The sequence below is a fragment of the Rhodoferax sediminis genome, from assembly GCF_006970865.1.
Taxonomy (GTDB): Bacteria; Pseudomonadota; Gammaproteobacteria; order Burkholderiales; family Burkholderiaceae_C; genus Rhodoferax_A; species Rhodoferax_A sediminis.
Genome location: NZ_CP035503.1, coordinates 715,952 through 734,271 on the forward strand (window position 1 = coordinate 715,952; position 18,320 = coordinate 734,271).

Annotated in this window: 16 protein-coding genes; 4 read left to right on the forward strand and 12 right to left on the reverse strand. The window is 61.8% G+C overall.

Annotation, left to right across the window (positions count from 1 at the left end; translation table 11 throughout):
- The 12 genes from EUB48_RS03480 to EUB48_RS03535 all read right to left on the reverse strand — a co-directional run bounded on the left by EUB48_RS03480 (position 1) and on the right by EUB48_RS03535 (position 10,832).
- Complete coding sequence (locus EUB48_RS03480) at positions 1-234, reverse strand: BPSL0761 family protein (protein WP_142817634.1); 234 nt, start codon at positions 232-234, stop codon at positions 1-3.
- Positions 235-250: 16 nt separating this feature from the next.
- Entirely contained in the window at positions 251-1,048 is a 798-nt protein-coding gene (locus EUB48_RS03485; RefSeq protein ID WP_142817635.1) for a metallophosphoesterase, read from the reverse strand.
- Positions 1,045-1,842 carry a metallophosphoesterase gene (locus EUB48_RS03490; protein ID WP_142817636.1) on the reverse strand — a complete coding sequence of 266 codons (798 nt, stop codon included), beginning with the start codon at positions 1,840-1,842 and terminating at the stop codon, positions 1,045-1,047. Before EUB48_RS03490 ends, EUB48_RS03485 begins: the two co-directional genes overlap by 4 nt.
- A gap of 7 nt (positions 1,843-1,849) precedes the next feature.
- Entirely contained in the window at positions 1,850-2,659 is an 810-nt protein-coding gene (locus tag EUB48_RS03495; protein ID WP_244618317.1) for a metallophosphoesterase, read from the reverse strand.
- Entirely contained in the window at positions 2,653-3,411 is a 759-nt protein-coding gene (locus EUB48_RS03500; RefSeq protein ID WP_142817637.1) for a metallophosphoesterase family protein, read from the reverse strand. The genes EUB48_RS03495 and EUB48_RS03500 overlap by 7 nt, the downstream gene beginning before the upstream one ends.
- A complete protein-coding gene (locus EUB48_RS03505) occupies positions 3,411-3,884 on the reverse strand; it encodes an HAD domain-containing protein (RefSeq protein ID WP_142817638.1) in 474 nt (157 codons plus the stop codon). Before EUB48_RS03505 ends, EUB48_RS03500 begins: the two co-directional genes overlap by 1 nt.
- Positions 3,884-4,339 (reverse strand): HAD domain-containing protein, encoded by a 456-nt coding sequence (locus EUB48_RS03510; RefSeq protein ID WP_142817639.1) that lies wholly within the window; start codon positions 4,337-4,339, stop codon positions 3,884-3,886. The genes EUB48_RS03505 and EUB48_RS03510 overlap by 1 nt, the downstream gene beginning before the upstream one ends.
- Entirely contained in the window at positions 4,336-4,890 is a 555-nt protein-coding gene (locus tag EUB48_RS03515) for a hypothetical protein (protein ID WP_142817640.1), read from the reverse strand. The genes EUB48_RS03510 and EUB48_RS03515 overlap by 4 nt, the downstream gene beginning before the upstream one ends.
- Before the next feature lie 21 nt (positions 4,891-4,911).
- Positions 4,912-6,225 carry an AAA family ATPase gene (locus EUB48_RS03520; RefSeq protein ID WP_142817641.1) on the reverse strand — a complete coding sequence of 438 codons (1,314 nt, stop codon included), beginning with the start codon at positions 6,223-6,225 and terminating at the stop codon, positions 4,912-4,914.
- A gap of 133 nt (positions 6,226-6,358) precedes the next feature.
- Positions 6,359-6,733: a hypothetical protein gene (locus EUB48_RS03525; protein WP_142817642.1), complete on the reverse strand. Its 375-nt coding sequence runs from the start codon at positions 6,731-6,733 to the stop codon at positions 6,359-6,361.
- A gap of 566 nt (positions 6,734-7,299) precedes the next feature.
- Positions 7,300-8,313 (reverse strand): hypothetical protein, encoded by a 1,014-nt coding sequence (locus EUB48_RS03530; protein WP_142817643.1) that lies wholly within the window; start codon positions 8,311-8,313, stop codon positions 7,300-7,302.
- A 2-nt stretch (positions 8,314-8,315) separates the two neighbouring features.
- Positions 8,316-10,832 carry a hypothetical protein gene (locus tag EUB48_RS03535; protein WP_142817644.1) on the reverse strand — a complete coding sequence of 839 codons (2,517 nt, stop codon included), beginning with the start codon at positions 10,830-10,832 and terminating at the stop codon, positions 8,316-8,318.
- Between the two features lie 555 nt (positions 10,833-11,387).
- Between EUB48_RS03535 and istA the strand changes: the two genes are divergently transcribed.
- The 4 genes from istA to EUB48_RS03555 all read left to right on the forward strand — a co-directional run bounded on the left by istA (position 11,388) and on the right by EUB48_RS03555 (position 18,063).
- Positions 11,388-12,881, forward strand: a complete 1,494-nt coding sequence (istA, locus tag EUB48_RS03540) for an IS21 family transposase (protein WP_142817645.1) — start codon at positions 11,388-11,390, stop codon at positions 12,879-12,881.
- Positions 12,878-13,702 (forward strand): IS21-like element helper ATPase IstB, encoded by an 825-nt coding sequence (istB, locus tag EUB48_RS03545; RefSeq protein ID WP_142817646.1) that lies wholly within the window; start codon positions 12,878-12,880, stop codon positions 13,700-13,702. The genes istA and istB overlap by 4 nt, the downstream gene beginning before the upstream one ends.
- 86 nt (positions 13,703-13,788) lie before the next feature.
- Positions 13,789-14,928 carry an IS110 family RNA-guided transposase gene (locus EUB48_RS03550; RefSeq protein WP_142817647.1) on the forward strand — a complete coding sequence of 380 codons (1,140 nt, stop codon included), beginning with the start codon at positions 13,789-13,791 and terminating at the stop codon, positions 14,926-14,928.
- 657 nt (positions 14,929-15,585) lie between these two features.
- Positions 15,586-18,063, forward strand: coding sequence for a helicase C-terminal domain-containing protein (locus tag EUB48_RS03555; RefSeq protein ID WP_142817648.1), 2,478 nt, complete (start codon positions 15,586-15,588; stop codon positions 18,061-18,063).
- The last annotated feature ends 257 nt before the right edge of the window (positions 18,064-18,320 follow it).

Consider the following 18,320-nt stretch of genomic DNA (forward strand, 5'->3'; position numbering starts at 1 on the left):
TCAAATCTCAAGGTCCGATTCCGGCGCAATCCACGGCCCCAGCCCCTTGTCCAGGGTGTCGCGGGCGCGCAAGTGCGCCGCCTCGGATTTGATGTCAGCGCTGCTCGGGTAGTGCCGCAGGATGACTCTGGCCTGCTCGCGCAGCGGCGCAGGAACCTCGCTGGAGGAGCGAACCTCCCGCAGGAACTCCCCCGCCCAGCGCAGCGCCCGGGTTCTCTCCGATGGCATGGTCATGATGAATCCCTTTCCTTCAGATTTCCACAATGAACCCCGGCTCGAACGAGCCGTTCTCGAACCTTTCGCTCCAGTGCTGGTAGCCGCGCGGATTGCAAACCACTCGAGTCCCAGCCACCTCGTAGTCCACGGAATCATGGATATGCCCGTGGATCCACAGGGCGGCGCGCCCCATGAGATGGCTCAGGTCCGAGGCATAGGCTGCCGAGAGCAGATCCTCCCGAAAGCGCTCGGGAATCGAATGGGGGTGCGGCGCATGGTGCGTCACCACGACGGTCCTGGCGGGATCGCCATGCCCTAATTTTCCCTTCAGCCACTCCACGCTGGCGCGGTGCCGACGCACGGTGAGCTCCGGGATCAGGTATTTCGAGTGTGCCCAGTAGAACTCGGCCGTCTTGGTGATCCGGATGCACTGGTAGTCGTTCATGCGGGCTCTAGCCAGGCGCTGCGCAATCCCGCGCCGCTCCTGGCCAAACAGATCGAAATCCGTCCACAGGCTGCAGCCCAGGAAACGCACACCTCCAAGATCCACGCCGTCGACCTCCAGGAATTCGATGTCGTGCTGGCGCGCCATCTCGCGCAGCGGATCGAGCAGCTGCGTCCAGTGCTGGTCGTAGAACTCGTGATTCCCGGCGACATAGACGATGGGTTTGTGCGGAAACGTCTCACGCGCCCAGCGCAGTCCCCGCGCCCCGCCATGGATGTCGCCGGCCAGCACCACCACGTCGGCCGACGCGTCGATGCGCCGGCCATCAGTCACCGGGGAGAAGGGACGCATCTCCACATGCAGGTCGGACAGGATCAGCAGCTTCATGAGGGGACCTCCAGCAGCAGGGAGCCGTCAAAGTCCGGGTTCTCGAACTGGAGCTCCGCCGGCGTGGCCGCGCTGGAGCGGTTCCTCGCATAACCCAGCGGATTCGCCACGACCCGGCAGTCGCCCACGCGGTAGTCGAACGAGTCATGCACATGACCGTGCAGCCACAGGTCCACGCCCGGCATCAGGCTGGAGAGGTCGCTCACGAAGGCCGCGTTCACCGCGTCGCCCCTGTAGCGCGGGTGCACCGAGCCCGGGTGCGGACCGTGGTGGGTCACCACTACCGTGGGTCCGGCAAACGGCCGGGCCAACTCCCGCTCCAGCCAGGCTCGGGACTGCTCATGCTCCTGCAGCGCACGCGCCGCTGTGAAGGCGCCCTCCTGCATCTTGATGCACCAGTGATCATTCAGGGCCCGCTCACACCGGCCCATGAGATCGCTTTGCAGGTAACGGTTGTCCAGCCGATAGTCGGTCCACAGAGTGCAGCCCAGGAAGCGCACGCCGCCCCACTCCAGGCGGTCGTTGTCCAGGAAGTGGATATTGGTGCCGGCGGCCGCCTTTCTGAGGTCCTGACGCACGCTGTGCAGCGACTCGCCATAGAACTCGTGGTTGCCGGCCAGGTACAGCACCGGCACGGGCCAATCGGCGAACAAGTCGATGGCCTGCGTGCCATTGGCAATGTCGCCGGCCAGCACCAGCAGGTCGGCGCCAGTGGCGGGGGCGATGACGCGCTCACCCGGCCAGCGCTTTTGAAGAAATTCCAGGTGGAGGTCTGAAGCGATTTGCAGTTTCATAGGGTCCTCAAGAAATGCTTGGCACGCCGGCCGAAACTAGCAAGCCGGGATCGAACTCGGCGTTCTCCATCTCGTTGGTGAGCCACCCATAGGGATAGCCGCGCGGATTGCATACGACCCTCACGTTGCGCCGAGAGTCGCCGAGACGGTAGGCGCACGAACTGTGCGTGTGCCCGTGGATCCACAGGCTTGCGCGCAGCAACAGCTCCAGGGGCAGGTGCGAGCCGAACGCCGCGGTCAGGATGTCGCTGGCGAATTGCGGCGCGGTGGAGCGCCGGTGCGGGTAGTGGTGCGTCACCACCACCGTGCGGCTCGGATCACCCTTCATCAGTTCGGTGGTCAGCCAGGCGCGACTGGCCAGGTGACGCTCGATCGAGAGTTGGGGGCTCAAGCGTTTCTCTCGCCCCGCCACCCCGATGACCCGGTAGTCGGCCAGGCCCCACTCGGCCTCGTGCATGGCCTCCTCCTGCCGATGCTCCCCAAGGTACGCGAAATCGGTCCACAGCGTGCAGCCCAGGAACCTCAGGCCCGCTATTTCCACAGCGTCGTTCTCCAGGAAGTGAACGTCTTGCTCGCGGGCGGTGCGGCGCAGGAGTGCCAGGGTATCCTCCCAGTCGCCGTCGTAGAACTCGTGATTGCCGGCCACATAGACGATGGGTTTGTCAGGGAAGGTCGCGCGCGCCCAGATGATGCCGTCGGCGCCGGGATGGACGTCGCCGGCCAGCACCACGATGTCGGCGGCCGCGACGGCCCCCGGGTCGGGCGCGAAGGCGCAGAACTCCAGGTGCAGATCGGACAGGACGAGCAGCTTCACCATCCCGCCTCTCCCGGATGGATCAGCTGGCCCAGGCCGTTCTTGATGGCGCAGTACGCCACGCCCCGGGGATCGAAGCCCAGGGCCGGGCGCAACGGCGCGTATGCCTCGCTGCGGTCATCGTGGTGGTGGCCGTGGAAGCTGCGCACCACGCGCAGCGCACGCGCCAGGTCGTCCAGTGCCGCGAAGCCATGCGGGTGGCACGAAGGCGCCTCGTGCGTCACCAGGATGTCGGCGTCCTGCGCCGCCAGGCTTGCCACGTCGTCGGGGTAGATGGCCCCGTGCAGCTTCGGGCTCGGCCTCTGGCCACCGCGCCACGGGTACGGGCCCTTCTTCATGGCTTGGTCCTTGTTGGCAAACACCGGCTCGGCCGGCGGATACCAGATGCGGCCCTGGAACACTCCGCCCAGACCGGCCACGCGCACGCCGTCCATCTCCAGCACGCGGCCATGCAGCGGGATGGCAGCGCCGCAGTCGTGCAGCATGGCCCAATGCTCATAAGTGTCGGCATCGTGGTTGCCGTGGATGAAGGCGACCCGCACCTCGGGGAAACTGCGGTGCAACGGCGCCAGGATTTCCCGAAAGGGCTGGTGGTCGATGTCCACATCGCCCAGGAACACCAGCCAGCGCGGCGGCTCGGGCGCGGCCAGCAGCGCGCGGGCCAGGTACTTGAACTCGGCATGCACGTCGCCGAGGAACCAGAGGCGGCGCAGCGCTTTTTCATGGTCCCGGTCGAATTGCTCCATGTCTCGCATCACAGTCTCCCCTCGATCATGGCGCGCAGGCGCGGGGCATCGGTCGGCTGGAAGCCTTGGCTTGGGTCCGTGAGCAGCAAGTGCGGGCACTGCGGCTCGAACCAGTAGGGCCAGTCATCGAGGGCCAGCCAGGGTGTGCCTCGGGGGCGGTTCCTTTGCAGCCAGGCCTCGCACTCCAATTGGCGATCGAAGTGCTGCGATAAAACGGGCAGCCAGCGCTCGTTGTACCGCTGTGCCTCCATGACGGGTGTCACGTCGATTACCCGAGAGGCCATGTCGGCCGAGAAGAACTCACGTAGCACGCCCAGCGAATGGATCGTGCGCCAGCTGCTGCTGATGACGATGCGCGGCGTATCAAACTCGCGCAGCACGCCCTCGATCAGAGGCAGCCTTCCAAAGAGCGCATCCACAACGTGGAAATCAGGATGCGTGACGCCGTCGAAGTCCAGGAACACGATCAAATCGCGGGCCATCACAGTCTCTCCTCGATCATGGCGCGCAGGCGCGGGGCATCGTCCACCGCAAATCCCTGCCGGTGGTCGGTCAGCAGCAAATGCCGGCACTGCGGCTCGAACCAGTGCGCACGGTCGTCGATGGCGAGCCACGGCGTGTCCCAGGGACGGTTCTGCCGCATCCAGTGCTCGCATTCGCGTTGGCGCTCAAAGCGGCGTGATTGGCCGGGCAACCAGCCGTTATCAAGGCGTTCCAGCCCTGGGGTCACATCGATCACGCGCTCGGCCAGGTCCTTCGAGAAAAACTCCAGCAGCTCGCCCAGCGGATGCACCTCTCGCCAGCTACTGCTGATCACGATGCGCGTCGCGTCAAACTCGCGCAGCACCTCCTCGATCAGGGGCAACCTTCCAAATAGGGCATCCACTTCGCAAGGCTCGGGGTGGGTGACGCCATCGAAGTCGAGGAACACGATCATGACGAGCCCTCCTGGTCATCGGGCATCTTGGTGGCCTGCCATACCTTCTTCCAGACCGGATTGCTGAGCGACAAGCGTCGATTGGGCGAGTGTTCCTTGCACAGCGTGAGGTAGTACCCATTGTAGGAATGGGCCTTGGCGGGTTGGCCACAGGCCATGCACATACTGGTGGTGGCGTCCTCGGCCCGGTTGACCAGCTCGCGGATCACCTGCGCCGGCGATGCTGGTGCGTTGGCGCGGGCCGGTTTCGCCTTGGGGCGCAGACCCACATGGCCGGGCCCCGGCACCACCTCGTAAGAGATCGAGACGTCATCGGGATCTCGTTCCATGCTGTAGTACAGCCGGTACGAGCCGAACTTCTCCTTGATCTGCACCCAATGAAAATTCCTCTTGTTCTCGCAAAGGGCGGCATCGATGTCGGCGCACAGCCGCGCGAACATCTCGAACCAGCCGCGGTACAGCGCGAAGCCGATGTTCGTGCCGGCAAACATGTACGGGTAGCGCTCCTTGAGGGCCTGCACCGTGGATGGATGGTCGTGATTGGCGTTCATGAAAGTTCCTTGGTCTAAAGGTCAATGCAGTTGCGGGCGTCCCGCCGCGCCGGCGGCATCGTCCTGCAGCTCTTTCGGCAGATCGCTGATCCGAAGATGCGAGCGGCCGTTGGCCAGCGCGTGGCCCACCGCGGGCTCGATCGCCTGGCGGATCTCGCGCGGGCTGAGATGCGCCACGCGCACCACGATCTCGCGCGCGGGCGGCTCGAAGCCTTCGAGCGCGAGGCTCTCGATGACGCTTTTTACGATGCCGGGGGCCATCTGCAGCGCCTGCTCGGGCGTAGGCATGGCGATGTGGAACTCGCGAAACCTCGAGCGCAGCGGCGCGGAGATGCGCCGGGCATCATTCGCAGTAGCGATCCAGATGATCTGGCTGGCGTCGAATTCGAAGTTGGTCGAGATGTCGCGCACGCAGTTCGACGTGACGGGCTCGAGCAGCGTCAGCAGCGAGGCCAGCGGGTCCTGCACGGCGAAGTCGCGCCGGGCCTTGTCGACCTCGTCGAGCACGATGATGGGGTTGGCAACCTGGCCCAGCACCACCTGGTCGAATACCACGCCATAGGTGGTATTGCCCCACTTGCGGTCACTGCCCAATAGGACGGCGCCGGTCTGGTCGTTGTCGAAGGCCTGGCGGCGGACTTCGGTACCCAGGGCGTCGGCGAGTTTGAAGGCGAAATGGGTCTTGCCAACGCCGGGCTCGCCCACCAGCAGGATCGGCGGCAGCGAGAAGGCGCGCCCGCTCTTGTCCCCCAGCGCGAGCTGGGCGGCCACGAGATCGATGACCGCACCGAAGTGCGGCTGGGACTCGCGCAGTGCGGCCAGTGCAGCGACGGGATCCTCAGGTGCGGCCACACGGCGCAGCGGCCCGCGCTGTTTGAGCTTGAGGTACAGCTTGTGGTCGCGCTGATACCACTCCTTGTCTGGAGTGGATGTCAGGCAACCCTGGATCCAGTGCACCAGCCGGGCGGCCGGGTACACGGGGTGCTGCGCCCTCACGTCGTAGTCGACGCCAAGCACGGGGTCGATGGCCTGCTCGAGCTCCTTGTCGAAGTCAAAGTCGATGTCGTCTTTCTTGCGTGATCTGGCGAATGCATTGGCCTGCGTGGCCTCGTACTTGGCATCGCGCGCACGCTCCTCCGCCTCTTCGCGTTCCGCTCTTTCGGCGATTTCCTGCTCGCGAAGGCGGTTTGCCTCCTCGCCGAGTTGGGTGGCCAGGCGCTCGTCCAGCAGGATCTCGGGCGCCAGGCCCGTTCCTTTTGCTTTAAAGCCCAGGTAGCGGGCATGCAGCCGGTAGCCCGGCGGCGGGGCATCTTGTTGTTGGCGATCTCGGATCATCTCGGGCTCCTGTGTCTGTCAGGAGCTCGGTCAGCGCGGTTGTCAGATCATCTGGAGCAACGGGTCGGCTGACACGAACCCCTGAGGGGGTTGGGTGGGATGGGTGGGTAGCAAAGGCGCTTCATTTCGGTCTCTAAGTTCGAGAGGCTTCGCTACCCACCGGCATCGCTGTGGCGCTGGCGGAATTGATGCGCGTGGCGATGGCGCGCACGCTTATCTGCCGCTGTGCGGGGCAGCGGTTGGCGAGGGCGTGGGCGGCTGAATTCATGGCGGATTTGGCAGCGATTGGAATCAGCATACCGAAGATTTTTGTGGATGCAAGTGTCTTTGCCAGGTTCAAAAATACCAAGTGCATTACCAGCGCTTTTCCGCTGAATAAACGACGTCGCTTATTGCGGGTCGCCAGAGTGAAGCGGCAAATGGGTGCGTGTGGGAGGTGAATAAACGACGTCGGAAATAAATATTTTTCAGGCTGTGGTTTTATGGGAACGACGGCTATTCCAAGCAACTGAAGTCGTAGACAAAACACTATCGGAAAAACTCGATACTGCGGCCTCAGACCGTGTACCGCCGTACCAATGAAAGAGGGAGTGGTTGTTACCAGTCGCCAAAACTGAATATCTGGACTGGAGGGCCAAACAGACCGTTGGGCTTGGCTGGTGAAGTGGCGCAGTCGACCATAGTGGAGAGCTCTTCATAATGGTCGGGTCCGGCAAGTCGAGCAGTCACTGTTATCGTCAGGACCCGGCCCGTGGCAGGCGTTCGTTACAGATTCGTGAGTGGCTGGTTCGCAGCGCTTCCAGTCGGTGATGGGGGCACCCTGAAATCACGGTCTCGGCCACATTGCGGTCATCAGACGCCAGCAGTCTCCCGCATTCGATGGCCGGCTTCAAGGTACTGCGGACCTTTCCGGCGCGCCTGCACGTTGTCGCCACCCGAACGTCCGCTGCCCGAGGGTGTCAACTGGAACTGTCGACCCCTAGCAGTCAGCCGTCAACTTCCAGAGCAGTCTGTCGGCACGCAGTCGGACGTTTGCTACAGAGGTGTAGCCACCAGCATGCCGCGAGGAGCGCACTATTGAAGCGTCTCGACGAAGCCCTTGGCATCGCGCGGGAATTGACGGAGGTTCAGAGAGTTGGCGTACTGCAGTGCGACCGCATAGGCAGGGAACTCGCCCGCATGCGCATGTGCGTTCATCAGCTGGTAGGCCTGAAAGAAGGCGACCAGAATGGCGTGCCAGTTGGTAGCATCGACCGACATCTTGTTTGCCGGCCGCCACATGACGGCGAAGAAGGTTGGCTTTAGGGCGATAGCTCCCGAGCCGCGAAGATTCCGGCCCAGTTCTTCCGCTGCGGTGGCCAGCTGCTTGGGTGGGTGTCCGAGCACGAGCTTGAGGATGCGGGCTGCAAGGAACTTGGAACTGGGAGCGGCATTCGGGCGATAGGCGCGCGGATCGCCCGCTGCTGCATCAAGATGTGCGGAGAACAGCTGCAGCGTGTCCTGTGCATCGACGCACTTAGGGGTGCTGGGTTGCAGGGCATCGACACACAGCGCAACTCGTCCCGCATCGCTGGCATAGATCTCGCCGAGCTTGCCGCAAATCGCGGACTCAAGCTCGAACAGCATCTCGGCGACGTGGTCCATCCGAGCTTCTGGGAAGTTAAGGGGTTTAATCTCGGCAGACTGCCCCAAGTCGTTCACTGAGAAGAAAGTGGCCCTCGCCGGCAGCACGGGGAACCAGTCGGGCAGCTCGATTGGCGAGCTGGCATTCACCAGCCGGAAGTCTTCTTTCGACAAAATCAGGAACGTCATGCGCTCCGGGGCGTCAGCCGCAAGAGGCTCAATGCGCACTCGATTGGCCTCGAACAGCTCCATCGCATCAGCCAAGACCGCATTAGTGTCCTTGAAGCCGGCAGTTCTGAGGACCATAGGGACGACCGCTTCCTTGTTGATCCAGGTCCAAAGGCGTTCGGCCATTTCATCGCGAGAGCCCTCAGCGTAGCGCACCCAAAACATCCGGATGCAGCTGTTGGGCTTCCAAGGAACAGCTTGGACGAGTTGGAAGATCTGCTGCGACGAGTACTGCATGATCAGTTCAACTTCGGAGCTGCAGCGCCGGCGAGGCGGGCGAGCAGACGCACGCCCGCTGAGACCTGCCCACCGGTGTCCTTGAGAAAGTTAGCCTGCGCGCCGGTCGTGAGCAGGCGGGCCGCAGTCATCCGCGCCACTACACCGATTGGCGCACCCCATTGCTCATAGCTGCTGAACGCGCAGGTGAAGTTCTTGGGGTGCTTCGTGGCAAGCGTCCGAAGGGTAGTCGCGATTGCACAGAGCCAAGGCTCGTCGCTGCGAGCCTGCTCGCTCAGGTACTCCGCCATTTGGCCGTTGAAGAACTCGTAGTGTGGGCTGCGCTTCAACGCCGCAACGGCCAGTCGGTCCCGCGTGAAATCGACGAATTGTTGCCTGTTCAACGCCGCTTCATTTAAACGATACCTGTTACCGATCAGATAGTCGCAGAAGTCCACCATTAAGTTGACGGTTAAGTAGGGATGGCCGCTTGTTTCTTCATAGACGGCCGCGGCAAAGGAAGTGTCAAACGGGAGCTTCTCCGTGAGCACATAACGCAAGAGCTGTGAGAACTCGGAGTCTGCCACGCCCTCAACGTGCTCGAACAGCGGGAAGCTAAGTTGGCGAACGAGCGGGCTGAGTTGGTTTTGAGCCGACAAGACCAAGTAGGCGTCCGGTCGTTGACCCATGAAGATCAAGAGGTTGCGAGTCGCGAAGTCCACCATCTGGCTTAGCAATGGCAGAGCCACCATCACCTTCAATGCCCTGTCGTTGCGTAAGTACGCGTCGATCGACTCGAACAGGGACTCGTACTCGTCGATGATGAAGACGATGCGGCTATCGCCGGAGTCGACCGCGGTCGCTGCCAGCGCACACTCCCGGACAACCTTGGCGAAGAAGTCGTCCGGCAGGTCGCTTGCAGCCTTGAAGGCCTCTCTGACGCGAATCGCGAAGATGTTCTGAAGGGGATACCTCGGCACTCGGTCCATGGTCTGCGTTACCACAACAGAGCCGCCGCTACTGTCCGCAAGCTCCTGTGCGGCTGTTGTCTTGCCCGAGCGCCGCACGCTGCACCACAGATGAATGCCGGTGTTGCCGTCGAACTCCTGTAGCAGCAGCTTCACACTGTGCCGCTGCACCAGGAACTGGCGTCGGAAGTCAGGGTCATCGAGCGGGAAATCACCCGCGTAGTTATGTGTTATCACGCTCGGCGCGCCGTAGGCGTCATCCCGAATCTCTTGAGCCTCGAGGCACGCAAAGATCAACTCCGAAAGGTGGTGGATCTGCTGGAGTTCTGCTGCGTGTCCCTCGGTGTTAACGATGCCAGGAACTGCTTCATGCTCAACCCAGCGAGCGACCCGATCATCCAGCGCTGCCACCACAACGGCTGCGTGAAGTGCTTGAGCAGCCGTGAGTGGCTGATTCGATTGCAGCTTGCCTTGCCAGAAGCAGGTCACCAAAAGGTCTTGTCGCCGAGTGCCTCGTTTAGCTGCGAGTGTGATGTCCAAGCGTACGGGCGACTGGACTGACATGCGGCTCAGCCTAGGCAGAAGGACGTCATCGCCATAGAACTTGTGCGCCAGACGGTCGATAGCCAGCAGTGTGCCCGCGAGGGCGCGGAATAGGTCTTCGTCCCGATGACAGGCTGGGAACTCTTCGAAGAACGCTATTAGATCCCCGCCTCGGCAGAACCCAATCGGTGGAACCCAGCTTCGAGGGTTCTTGGCGAGGAGCTGCCACCCAGCCACGCCGCCGAGGTCGGCTGCACCGTAGCCGCCAGTGATCCCCGACAGCATCCCGGAGGTAAGCCCCCACAATATGGCCGCGTCGGTTGCAGAGTGTACGGATTGGCGTCTATCGAGGTAGACGGACACCACCAAATCAAGAAATGCCTGAAGTCCGCTGATCGATTTGAGTTCAGCAACTGTGGGCGTCAGTCCCCGCCTAATCTGAAACGTATAGCCGCGGCCGAAGATTGTCTTTGAGTGGGCAGCGAACCGCTCCGAGATCAAGGTCAGTTCAGCTTCGATGGAACCCGAATCAGGAAACTCGTTCAGAGCGCTGTCAACGATGAATCGCACTACGTCCCGGTAGTGGGGAGACCATTTGAAGATGTGATTGTTTGCTAGTTCTAGCAGCATCGCGTCAACACGCGTGCTGAGCAGGTGCTCGGTCGAAGCGGGTGACACCTGACTCCGGACGGTGGTGCCATCGCTCACCCTCGGCGCTGAAGCCACATTTTCCAGTCGCTGATCTAGTTCTTCCCGCAGGTCACGACGACGTTGCTTCTGAAATCCTTCAATCACATTGCGGATGTCGTGAGACGCGAGGACCAGTTCTTGCGGCCCGAGATGTCGGATCAGCTTCGTCACTTCAACGGAAGCCTGGCTCACAAGGTTCGCCTGGATGAGACCAGAAATACTCGTTAGGGTCTGCCGTGTTTGCGCGCTCACTGAAGCCATGAAGTTTGAGTCCTTTTCTTGTGGCCGGCGTTTGTAGACTGATCTCTGATGCAGCCGTGTCCACTCGCGCAGATGCATCTTACCTTTCAAGATTAGGCCAGACTATTTGGCATGGCAAGTATTGCTACACCGCATCGCACCAATCGCCAATAGGCCGATCCGGTTCCAATCTCGTACTTCCCATTCGCACTCGGTGGCCGGATCCGGGAGGAGGCTTTTCTCAGTGGCTGCTTCTGGCCGGGCGCGGGTGGCGGTCCCATCGAAATCGCAGGCGCATTGCTGACCAACACCTGTAGCCTTGATTGTCCGATCTAGATCAGGCAGTTCCAATATTCGACAGTCTGGAATCAGGCTGCTGCTGCCGTCTGTATCGCGGCGGTTGTTTTCGATGGCCGGTGTCCCCTTACCGGCAACTTAAATGATTTGCGGTCAGATGCTATGTGGGACTACTCAATCAAGACGGCTTGAGCTTAAAAAGAGGATTTCAAACTTCGTTGCGAAGGAGATCTGGTTGACGACAATTACCCTGGCCGGTTGACGACAACTATGTTGGCCGGGTAGAGGCCGACACCGGGCGGGTCCGGGAGGCGGGGCTACCGTTGGACCTTCGAACAGATATCGAAGGTAGGCGGCATGCCCGGCAAGAGAATCACGGACCACCAAGTGCACAAGTACAAGCAACACCGCAACAAGCTCAGCCAGGCAGCTTCTGCCGCCAAAGCCGGCATCAGTGAGAGAAGCGCCCGGCGCATCGAAGACGCGCAAAGCCTGCCCTCGCAACGTCCCGCACGAAACTGGCGTACCCGGGAAGACCCGCTGAGTTCCGTTTGGGACAGTGAGGTCGTGCCCCTGCTGCAAGCCGATGCCAGGCTCAATGCCGTCACCCTGCTTGAAGAACTCCAGCGCCGCTATCCAGGCCGCTGGGACACCAGCGTGCTGCGCACCCTGCAGCGGCGCATACGCCTATGGCGTTCCAAGTTTGGTTGCGAGCGCGAGGTCTACTTTGCCCAGGAACATCCACCGGGGCGCCAAGGCCTGTCGGACTTCACCGTAGCCGACGACCTGAATGTGGAGATTGACGGCGCTGTGTTTGCCCACCGCCTGTATCAATTTGCACTGGCCTATTCCGGTTGGCGCCACGTCACGGTCATCGATTCCGGCGAGAGCTTCATGGCACTGTCCACCGGACTGCAGGCAGCTCTGTGGGCCTTGGGCGGCGTTCCCGAAGAACACCGCACCGACAGCCTGTCGGCAGCATTCAACAATCTGGCCGAACAAGAGGCGCTCACCCAGCGCTACGCCGACCTGTGCAGCCACTACGGGCTGCGTGCCACACGCTGCAACCCGGGCCAATCCAACGAGAACGGCTCCATTGAATCACGCAACAACTCCCTGAAGACGGCACTGGACCAGGCATTGCGTCTGCGTGGCAGTCGCAGCTTTGATGCGCGCAGTGATTACGAAACGTTTGTCGATACCATCGTTCAACGCATGAATGCGCGTGCGGCCAAGTTCCTGGTCACCGAGCGCGCCATGCTCAAACCCTTGCCGGTGCGCCGCACCGCCGAGTTTGAAGAGATTCCTGCCAGGGTCAGCAAATACGCCGTCTTCACCCTCAAGGGGGTTCTATACAGCGTGCCGAGCCAGCTCATTGGTCACCGGCTGATGGTGCGCCAGTATGCCCAGCATGTGGAGTGCTGGCTGGGCGGCCAATGCGTCCTCAAGTTACCAAGGGCAAGGCCTGCTCAGGGGCAGCGCGTTGGGCGCGCAATCGACTACCGGCATTTGGTGGGTGCTTTGAAACGCAAGCCTGGTGCATTTGCCCGCTGGGTGCTGCGCGATGCCGCCTTCCCTCGTGCGGTGTATCGCCAGACATGGGAGCGACTGGCCGCCCAAAGGCCTGAACGCGAAGCTTGCAAAACAATGGTGGGCCTGCTGGTCCTGGCCGCTGACGGGCATGAAGCCCAATTGGCCCAGGAACTGGAGCAGTTAATTGAGCTGGACCAATTGCCGGACCTCAACGCCTTGACTCAGTTGCTGGCACCGCCCAAAGGAGATGTCCCACAGGTGGTCGTGACACTGCCAACGCTGGCCGTTTATGACGACCTGTTTGAGGTGGCCCTATGAGCACGGCGTCAATTACAGCGTCAACAACGACAACTACAGTTATTCCAACTTCGCCCCGTCTGGGCATGATGCTCACGGATTTGCGTCTGCCCACCATCAAACGGTTGGCCGGTGACCTGTGCGCACAGTGCGACACCGAGGGCTGGCCCGCACACCGGTTGCTGGAGGCCTTACTGGAACACGAAATCAACGAGCGCGAGGCTCGGCGCATCGACCGCCACCGCAATGAGTCCGCTCTGAGCCCGGACAAACGGCTCTCCAGCTTTGACTTCACCGCTGTGCCCAGTGTGTCCAAAGCACAGGTCATGGCGTTGACTGAGGGCACCGAATGGATAGACCGGGGCGCCAACGTTCTGTTGTTCGGGCCGCCCGGCGTAGGCAAAAGCCATTTGGTATGTGCATTGGGGCATGCCTTGATTGATACAGGTCGACGGGTGTTGTTCACACGCTGCTCCGACCTGGTGCAACGCTTGCAGGCGGCGCGGCGTGATTTGCGTCTACCGCAGGAGCTGGCCAAGCTGGACCGGTTTGACTTGCTGATTCTGGACGATTTGAGCTACGTGCGGCGCGACCAGGCCGAGACTTCGGTGCTGTTTGAATTGATATCCGAACGCTATGAACGCAAGAGTCTGGCCATCACCGCCAACACCCCGTTCTCGCAGTGGGGCGAGGTGTTCGTGGAGCCAGCCATGACGCTGGCTGCCGTCGACCGGCTGGTGCATCACTCGACCATTCTGGAGATGAACGTGCAGAGCTACCGTCGCCGCGCCGCACAGGCGGGGCATGCCCCGCCTGTGCGAAAGGTTCACTCAACCACATAAACAATCAAATTCATTCCCCGCTTCCACCGGCCAGAATAGTTGTCGCCGAGCGGTCAAGATAGTTGACATCGACCAGGAGATCTGAAATGTCTATTTTTCACGAGACAGTGGTACAGGACCAGGCGGCGGCGATCCAGGCCGACCTGTACATGAGCTTTGAACTGAGTGACAAGAAGTGGCAGCTGACGTTGAGCGATGGCCGCCGTGGCCCCGGCCGATACAGCGTGGAGGCCGGCGACACGGTCGCAGTTGCACAGTGCATAGCCAAGGCCAAGGAGCGCTGCAAGCTCCAGGCGCAGTCCAAGGTGCATTCCTGCTACGAAGCCGGACGCGACGGCTGGTGGCTGCACCGCTGGTTGGTTGAGCAGGACATCGACAACATCGTGGTCGACTCTGCCAGCATCGAGGTGAACCGGCATGCCAGGCGCGCCAAGACCGACCGGCTCGACGGCGACAAGCTGCTGACGATGCTGCTGCGCCATCGCACGGGCGAGCGCGTGTGGTCGGTGCTGCACGAACCATCAGCCGAGGATGAGGACGCACGGCGCGCGCACCGCGAGCTGGCACGACTGGCGAAAGAGCGCACCGCACACACCAACCGCATCAGCTCGCTGCTGGTTCTGCACAACCTGCGCCCCCACGTCATCATTGGCGGGCGTGACTGGGGGCGCTGGTGCGAGCGGCACTGCGGGCAGGTACCACCGGCATTGCGCGCCGAGATCGAGCGCGAGAGCGCACGCCTGGCGCTGGTCAAGCAGCAGGCCAAGGCGCTGGAGGCCGCGCGGCGCCAGGAGCTGGCCGCTGGCAAGCAGCCGCTGGTGGCGCACCTGGCCCAGCTGCGCGCCATCGGACCGAAGGGTGCCTGGATCCTGGTCAAGGAGCTGTTCGGCTGGCGGCGTTTCTCCAACCGGCGTGAACTGGCGGGCTGCTTGGGGCTGGCACCCACGCCCTACGCCAGTGGCGACAGCCAGATCGAACAAGGCATCAGCAAAGCCGGCAACAAGCGAGCGCGCGCCTTGCTGGTGGAGTTGGCGTGGGGTTGGCTGCGATTGCAGCCTGACAGTGCCTTGACCCAGTGGTTCAACCGACGTTTTGCGGCTGGGGGCAAGCGCATGCGTCGTATCGGCATCGTGGCGCTGGCGCGGAGGCTGGCGATCGCACTGTGGCGCTACCTTGAGCACGGCGAGATCCCGAACGGGGCGGTGCTCAAGCCAACCACAGCCTGAGGCCAAGCAGGCCTGAACCTAAACAAACGGCTTGACATGGAACGCATCATGATCAAAGGTCGACGCGCCCGCAACGACCGTGGGTCACAGCACAGTGACCGTCTTCTCAGATGGGGCGCGCCGGTAACTGGGGTTTGCCAGCGCACTTTGTGCGTATGCCGCATTGGGTGCTGGGTAAATACACCCTGCACGGATAGAAGTTCGTCCAAGCACTGGCTTGAACGCTCATCACACCCCGACCTTGGATCAGAATGCAGCGGCCACTTCGAGTCGCGCGAAAACGGTCATCAACCAAGTCCGCCAATGGGTTCCGTGATCCGCGGACCATGAAGTTCAACGCTGGATGTCGTCATCAAAAACGGCTTGACAAAAGAGTCATCATAGAAGCGGTCGTTCGGGACCAGCGCTTGACGACCCAAAGCAGCCCGTCAGACTGATTCAATAACGGTCGTTCAAGAGCGGCCTGACCTCCTACGGCCGTGGCCCCTGCACTCCACTCTAGCTGGAGACATGGCGTGTATCAGGAACCAACACGTGGTCTGGCAGCCGATGCGCAAAAGCAAGTCCTAGCGGGGCTGAAAGTTCTGAACCCCTACATTTCGTATAACCTGTTGGACTGCGCACACAAGTCGCAGCTAACAGCACAGGGAAGAAAGTATGTTCGACTTCGAATCGCTCGCGAAAAACTCGTCAGCCGAGGTGCCGGCCACCTTGGCCGAACTCTTCAAACAGCTGGATCGCAAGACCACTCACACGAGCTTGCGTCCGGCCCAGCTTGCCGCACTGGCCGCTCTGGATGCCCAGCTCACCCAACGTGATGTCATCATGAAGCTAAGCACCGGGTCAGGCAAGACGGTATTGGGCTTGGTGTATGCCGAGATGATGAGGCGGAAGTACAAGGGTGACCCGGTCGTCTATCTTTGCCCCACCACGCAGCTGGTAGAGCAGGTCGTTTCATCGGGGCAGGCCATCGGAGTGCCCGTTTCTACGTTCCCGAAGAGTGGACTGCCGTATGGCGCGTTGAGCGGAGATGCGGTCCTGGCTTGCACCTACGACAAGCTGTTCACGGCGAACTCAGTGTTCGAGTCCAGGTCGATCAGACCGTCAACCATCATCATGGATGACGTGCATGCGGGCGCAGATCGCGTACGAAAGTTCTTCACCGTACCGGTGCCGCCCGAGTTCTTCGGCGCCCTGCGGAACTTGCTCCGACCGCTTTGCGAACAGACGGACGCGGCGACGTGGGCTGGGATCGGTAAAGACGATCCAGGCTCGACATATGAGGTGCCCTACTGGGTCTGGTCGCGAGTCTCCGGTGAGGTGGCTAAGCTGCTGGACCCCGGCAAGGACGCTCCGCCCCTGCTGTTCACCTGGGGCAACATCGCCCGCTATATCGAGCTCGCGCGCTGCTGCATCTCGGGAACAGGGGCCGAGATTGCACTCCAGATCCCACCGGTGGAGGACGTTCCCGCTTACGCAGGCGCCAAGCACCGATTGTTTATGTCCGCAAGCATCAAGGACATCTCTGGTCTGATTTCTGCCCTGGGCTGCGACCCGGCCGCATACGCCAGGCTGATCGAGCCCATGGAGGACGAGGGAGCCGGCGAGCGGATGATCTTGCCGACTTCACTCGTCAACCCCGAGAGCAAGAAACAGGAGATAGCGGTAGCTTGCGCGTTGTTGGCCAAGCAGACGAATGTCGTGGTGCTCACGTCCTCGGCTGCGCAGGCCAAGGCTTGGACGGATGCTGGAGCTGTTCTGGCGCAGGCCAAAGAGGTGGATGCTGCGCTTGAGAAGCTTCGCACGACGAACGGGAACTACTTCGTCTTCGCGCAGCGATTCGATGGTGTCGATCTGCCTGATGACGCCTGCCGTATTCTGGTGATCGATGGAGTGCCTAGTGGCGATCGGATCATTGATCAGGTCGACGCTTACCGTCAAAAGGATAGCCCCGAGTACGAAGTACGTACTGTCAACAAGTTCGAACAGGCACTGGGAAGGGCGGTGCGCTCGAGCGCGGACTACGCCGCCGTCCTGCTCGTCGGACCTGACATTGCTGCCTTCATCGGGCGAAAGAACGTGGCGACCTTGCTAGAAGACCGAACGCGCCTTCAGGTCGATCTTGGGCGGGAGCTTGCGAGTAAGGCGGGGCTGGGTGGAAAGCCGATTGCGGCCATCATCCCCGAGATGGCCAATGCGCTGCTCTCCCGCAACGAGGGCTGGAAGGATGCCCACAGGGCACGCGTCAAGGTGGTCGGCAAGCAACCCCGCGCAGCCACTCTTACGGCGTACGAAGCCGCAGCGCTGGCCTTGCGCGACGGATGGAACATGGCAAAGGCGAAGAACTTCCACGGTGCCATCACGCGACTGCGCGAGGCCGCGAATGGCTCACTGCATCCGATCCAGAAGGCTGAGCTCCTGTATTGGGTCGCGACGTACTTGCATCAGTTTGATCCCGCCCTGGCGTCGGACGCATACAGGGCCGTATTTGCCGCAAACACAAAGTTTCCGCGGCCGGAGCAGGTAGCCGATCGCAAGTTCGCTCGGCTCACCGAGCAGGCGGTCGCGGTTTGCCAGGCGTTCAGTCCCTACGCCTCTGCGAACGCAGCGCTGGCTCGCCTAGACGAGGTCAAGGCGAAACTTTCATACGGGAACACCGCCGAGACCGTGGAGCGGGGCTTGCATGAGCTAGGCGAGCTGCTGGGTGCTGCAAGCAGTCGACCAGAAAAGGAGACTGGCCGCGGACCGGACGTGCTCTGGCTGTTCGACGATTGCGGCGCCTGCATTGAGGCGAAGAGCGAGAAATACGCTCCGATCCACAAGACGGATGCAGCGCAGCTGGTGCTGAGTTGGCAATGGTGCAATGAACAACTCGCTCCCGGGATGCCCAAGCCGGTGCCGGTGTTCACCACGAACGTCACCGCTGCGGATCGTGCAGAGGACATCGCGTTCGGCCCTCGGTTACTGGCCGAGGCCGCATTGATGGACTTGCTGGATCGACTCCGGAAGGTAGTTCTCAGCTTGACTTATGACGGCCCGTTGTTCACCGATCCGGCCATCGTCGCAAAAAAGCTGGCCGAGCAGGGCGTCAACGGCGCATCCATCATCAGCAAGTTGCCCGTGATGAAGGGATAGACCAGCGCGACAGGGGCGAGGGTTCCTGAGCGCGGCAGTTGTGGCCACAGCCAAAGAGTTGAGGCTTTATGACGTTGAAACTCCGGTATCGGCAATGATATCGACCGTCGGCTTCTGGCCGGCAGTGTGAGGTCACGGGCTCCGCTGACAGCTGACCTTGGCTGGCCAGGCCCACGCATCGAGAGTTAGCTTCCCGCCGTGGCCTCGTACTCACACTGCCGGCCATCTGCTGACACACGCAAGTGACCGCTATGGAG

Bases quoted from the DNA above. Each gene is read 5' to 3' on its own strand.
- istA (WP_142817645.1), top strand. From the start codon at position 11,388: ATGCCCGGCAAGAGAATCACGGACCACCAAGTGCACAAGTACAAGCAA.
- EUB48_RS03550 (WP_142817647.1), top strand. From the start codon at position 13,789: ATGTCTATTTTTCACGAGACAGTGGTACAGGACCAGGCGGCGGCGATC.
- EUB48_RS03490 (WP_142817636.1), bottom strand. From the start codon at position 1,842: ATGAAACTGCAAATCGCTTCAGACCTCCACCTGGAATTTCTTCAAAAG.
- istB (WP_142817646.1), top strand. From the start codon at position 12,878: ATGAGCACGGCGTCAATTACAGCGTCAACAACGACAACTACAGTTATT.
- EUB48_RS03485 (WP_142817635.1), bottom strand. From the start codon at position 1,048: ATGAAGCTGCTGATCCTGTCCGACCTGCATGTGGAGATGCGTCCCTTC.
- EUB48_RS03510 (WP_142817639.1), bottom strand. From the start codon at position 4,339: ATGATCGTGTTCCTCGACTTCGATGGCGTCACCCACCCCGAGCCTTGC.
- EUB48_RS03505 (WP_142817638.1), bottom strand. From the start codon at position 3,884: ATGGCCCGCGATTTGATCGTGTTCCTGGACTTCGACGGCGTCACGCAT.
- EUB48_RS03495 (WP_244618317.1), bottom strand. From the start codon at position 2,659: ATGGTGAAGCTGCTCGTCCTGTCCGATCTGCACCTGGAGTTCTGCGCC.
- EUB48_RS03555 (WP_142817648.1), top strand. From the start codon at position 15,586: ATGTTCGACTTCGAATCGCTCGCGAAAAACTCGTCAGCCGAGGTGCCG.
- EUB48_RS03500 (WP_142817637.1), bottom strand. From the start codon at position 3,411: ATGCGAGACATGGAGCAATTCGACCGGGACCATGAAAAAGCGCTGCGC.
- EUB48_RS03515 (WP_142817640.1), bottom strand. From the start codon at position 4,890: ATGAACGCCAATCACGACCATCCATCCACGGTGCAGGCCCTCAAGGAG.
- EUB48_RS03535 (WP_142817644.1), bottom strand. From the start codon at position 10,832: ATGCATCTGCGCGAGTGGACACGGCTGCATCAGAGATCAGTCTACAAA.
- EUB48_RS03480 (WP_142817634.1), bottom strand. From the start codon at position 234: ATGACCATGCCATCGGAGAGAACCCGGGCGCTGCGCTGGGCGGGGGAG.
- EUB48_RS03530 (WP_142817643.1), bottom strand. From the start codon at position 8,313: ATGCAGTACTCGTCGCAGCAGATCTTCCAACTCGTCCAAGCTGTTCCT.
- EUB48_RS03520 (WP_142817641.1), bottom strand. From the start codon at position 6,225: ATGATCCGAGATCGCCAACAACAAGATGCCCCGCCGCCGGGCTACCGG.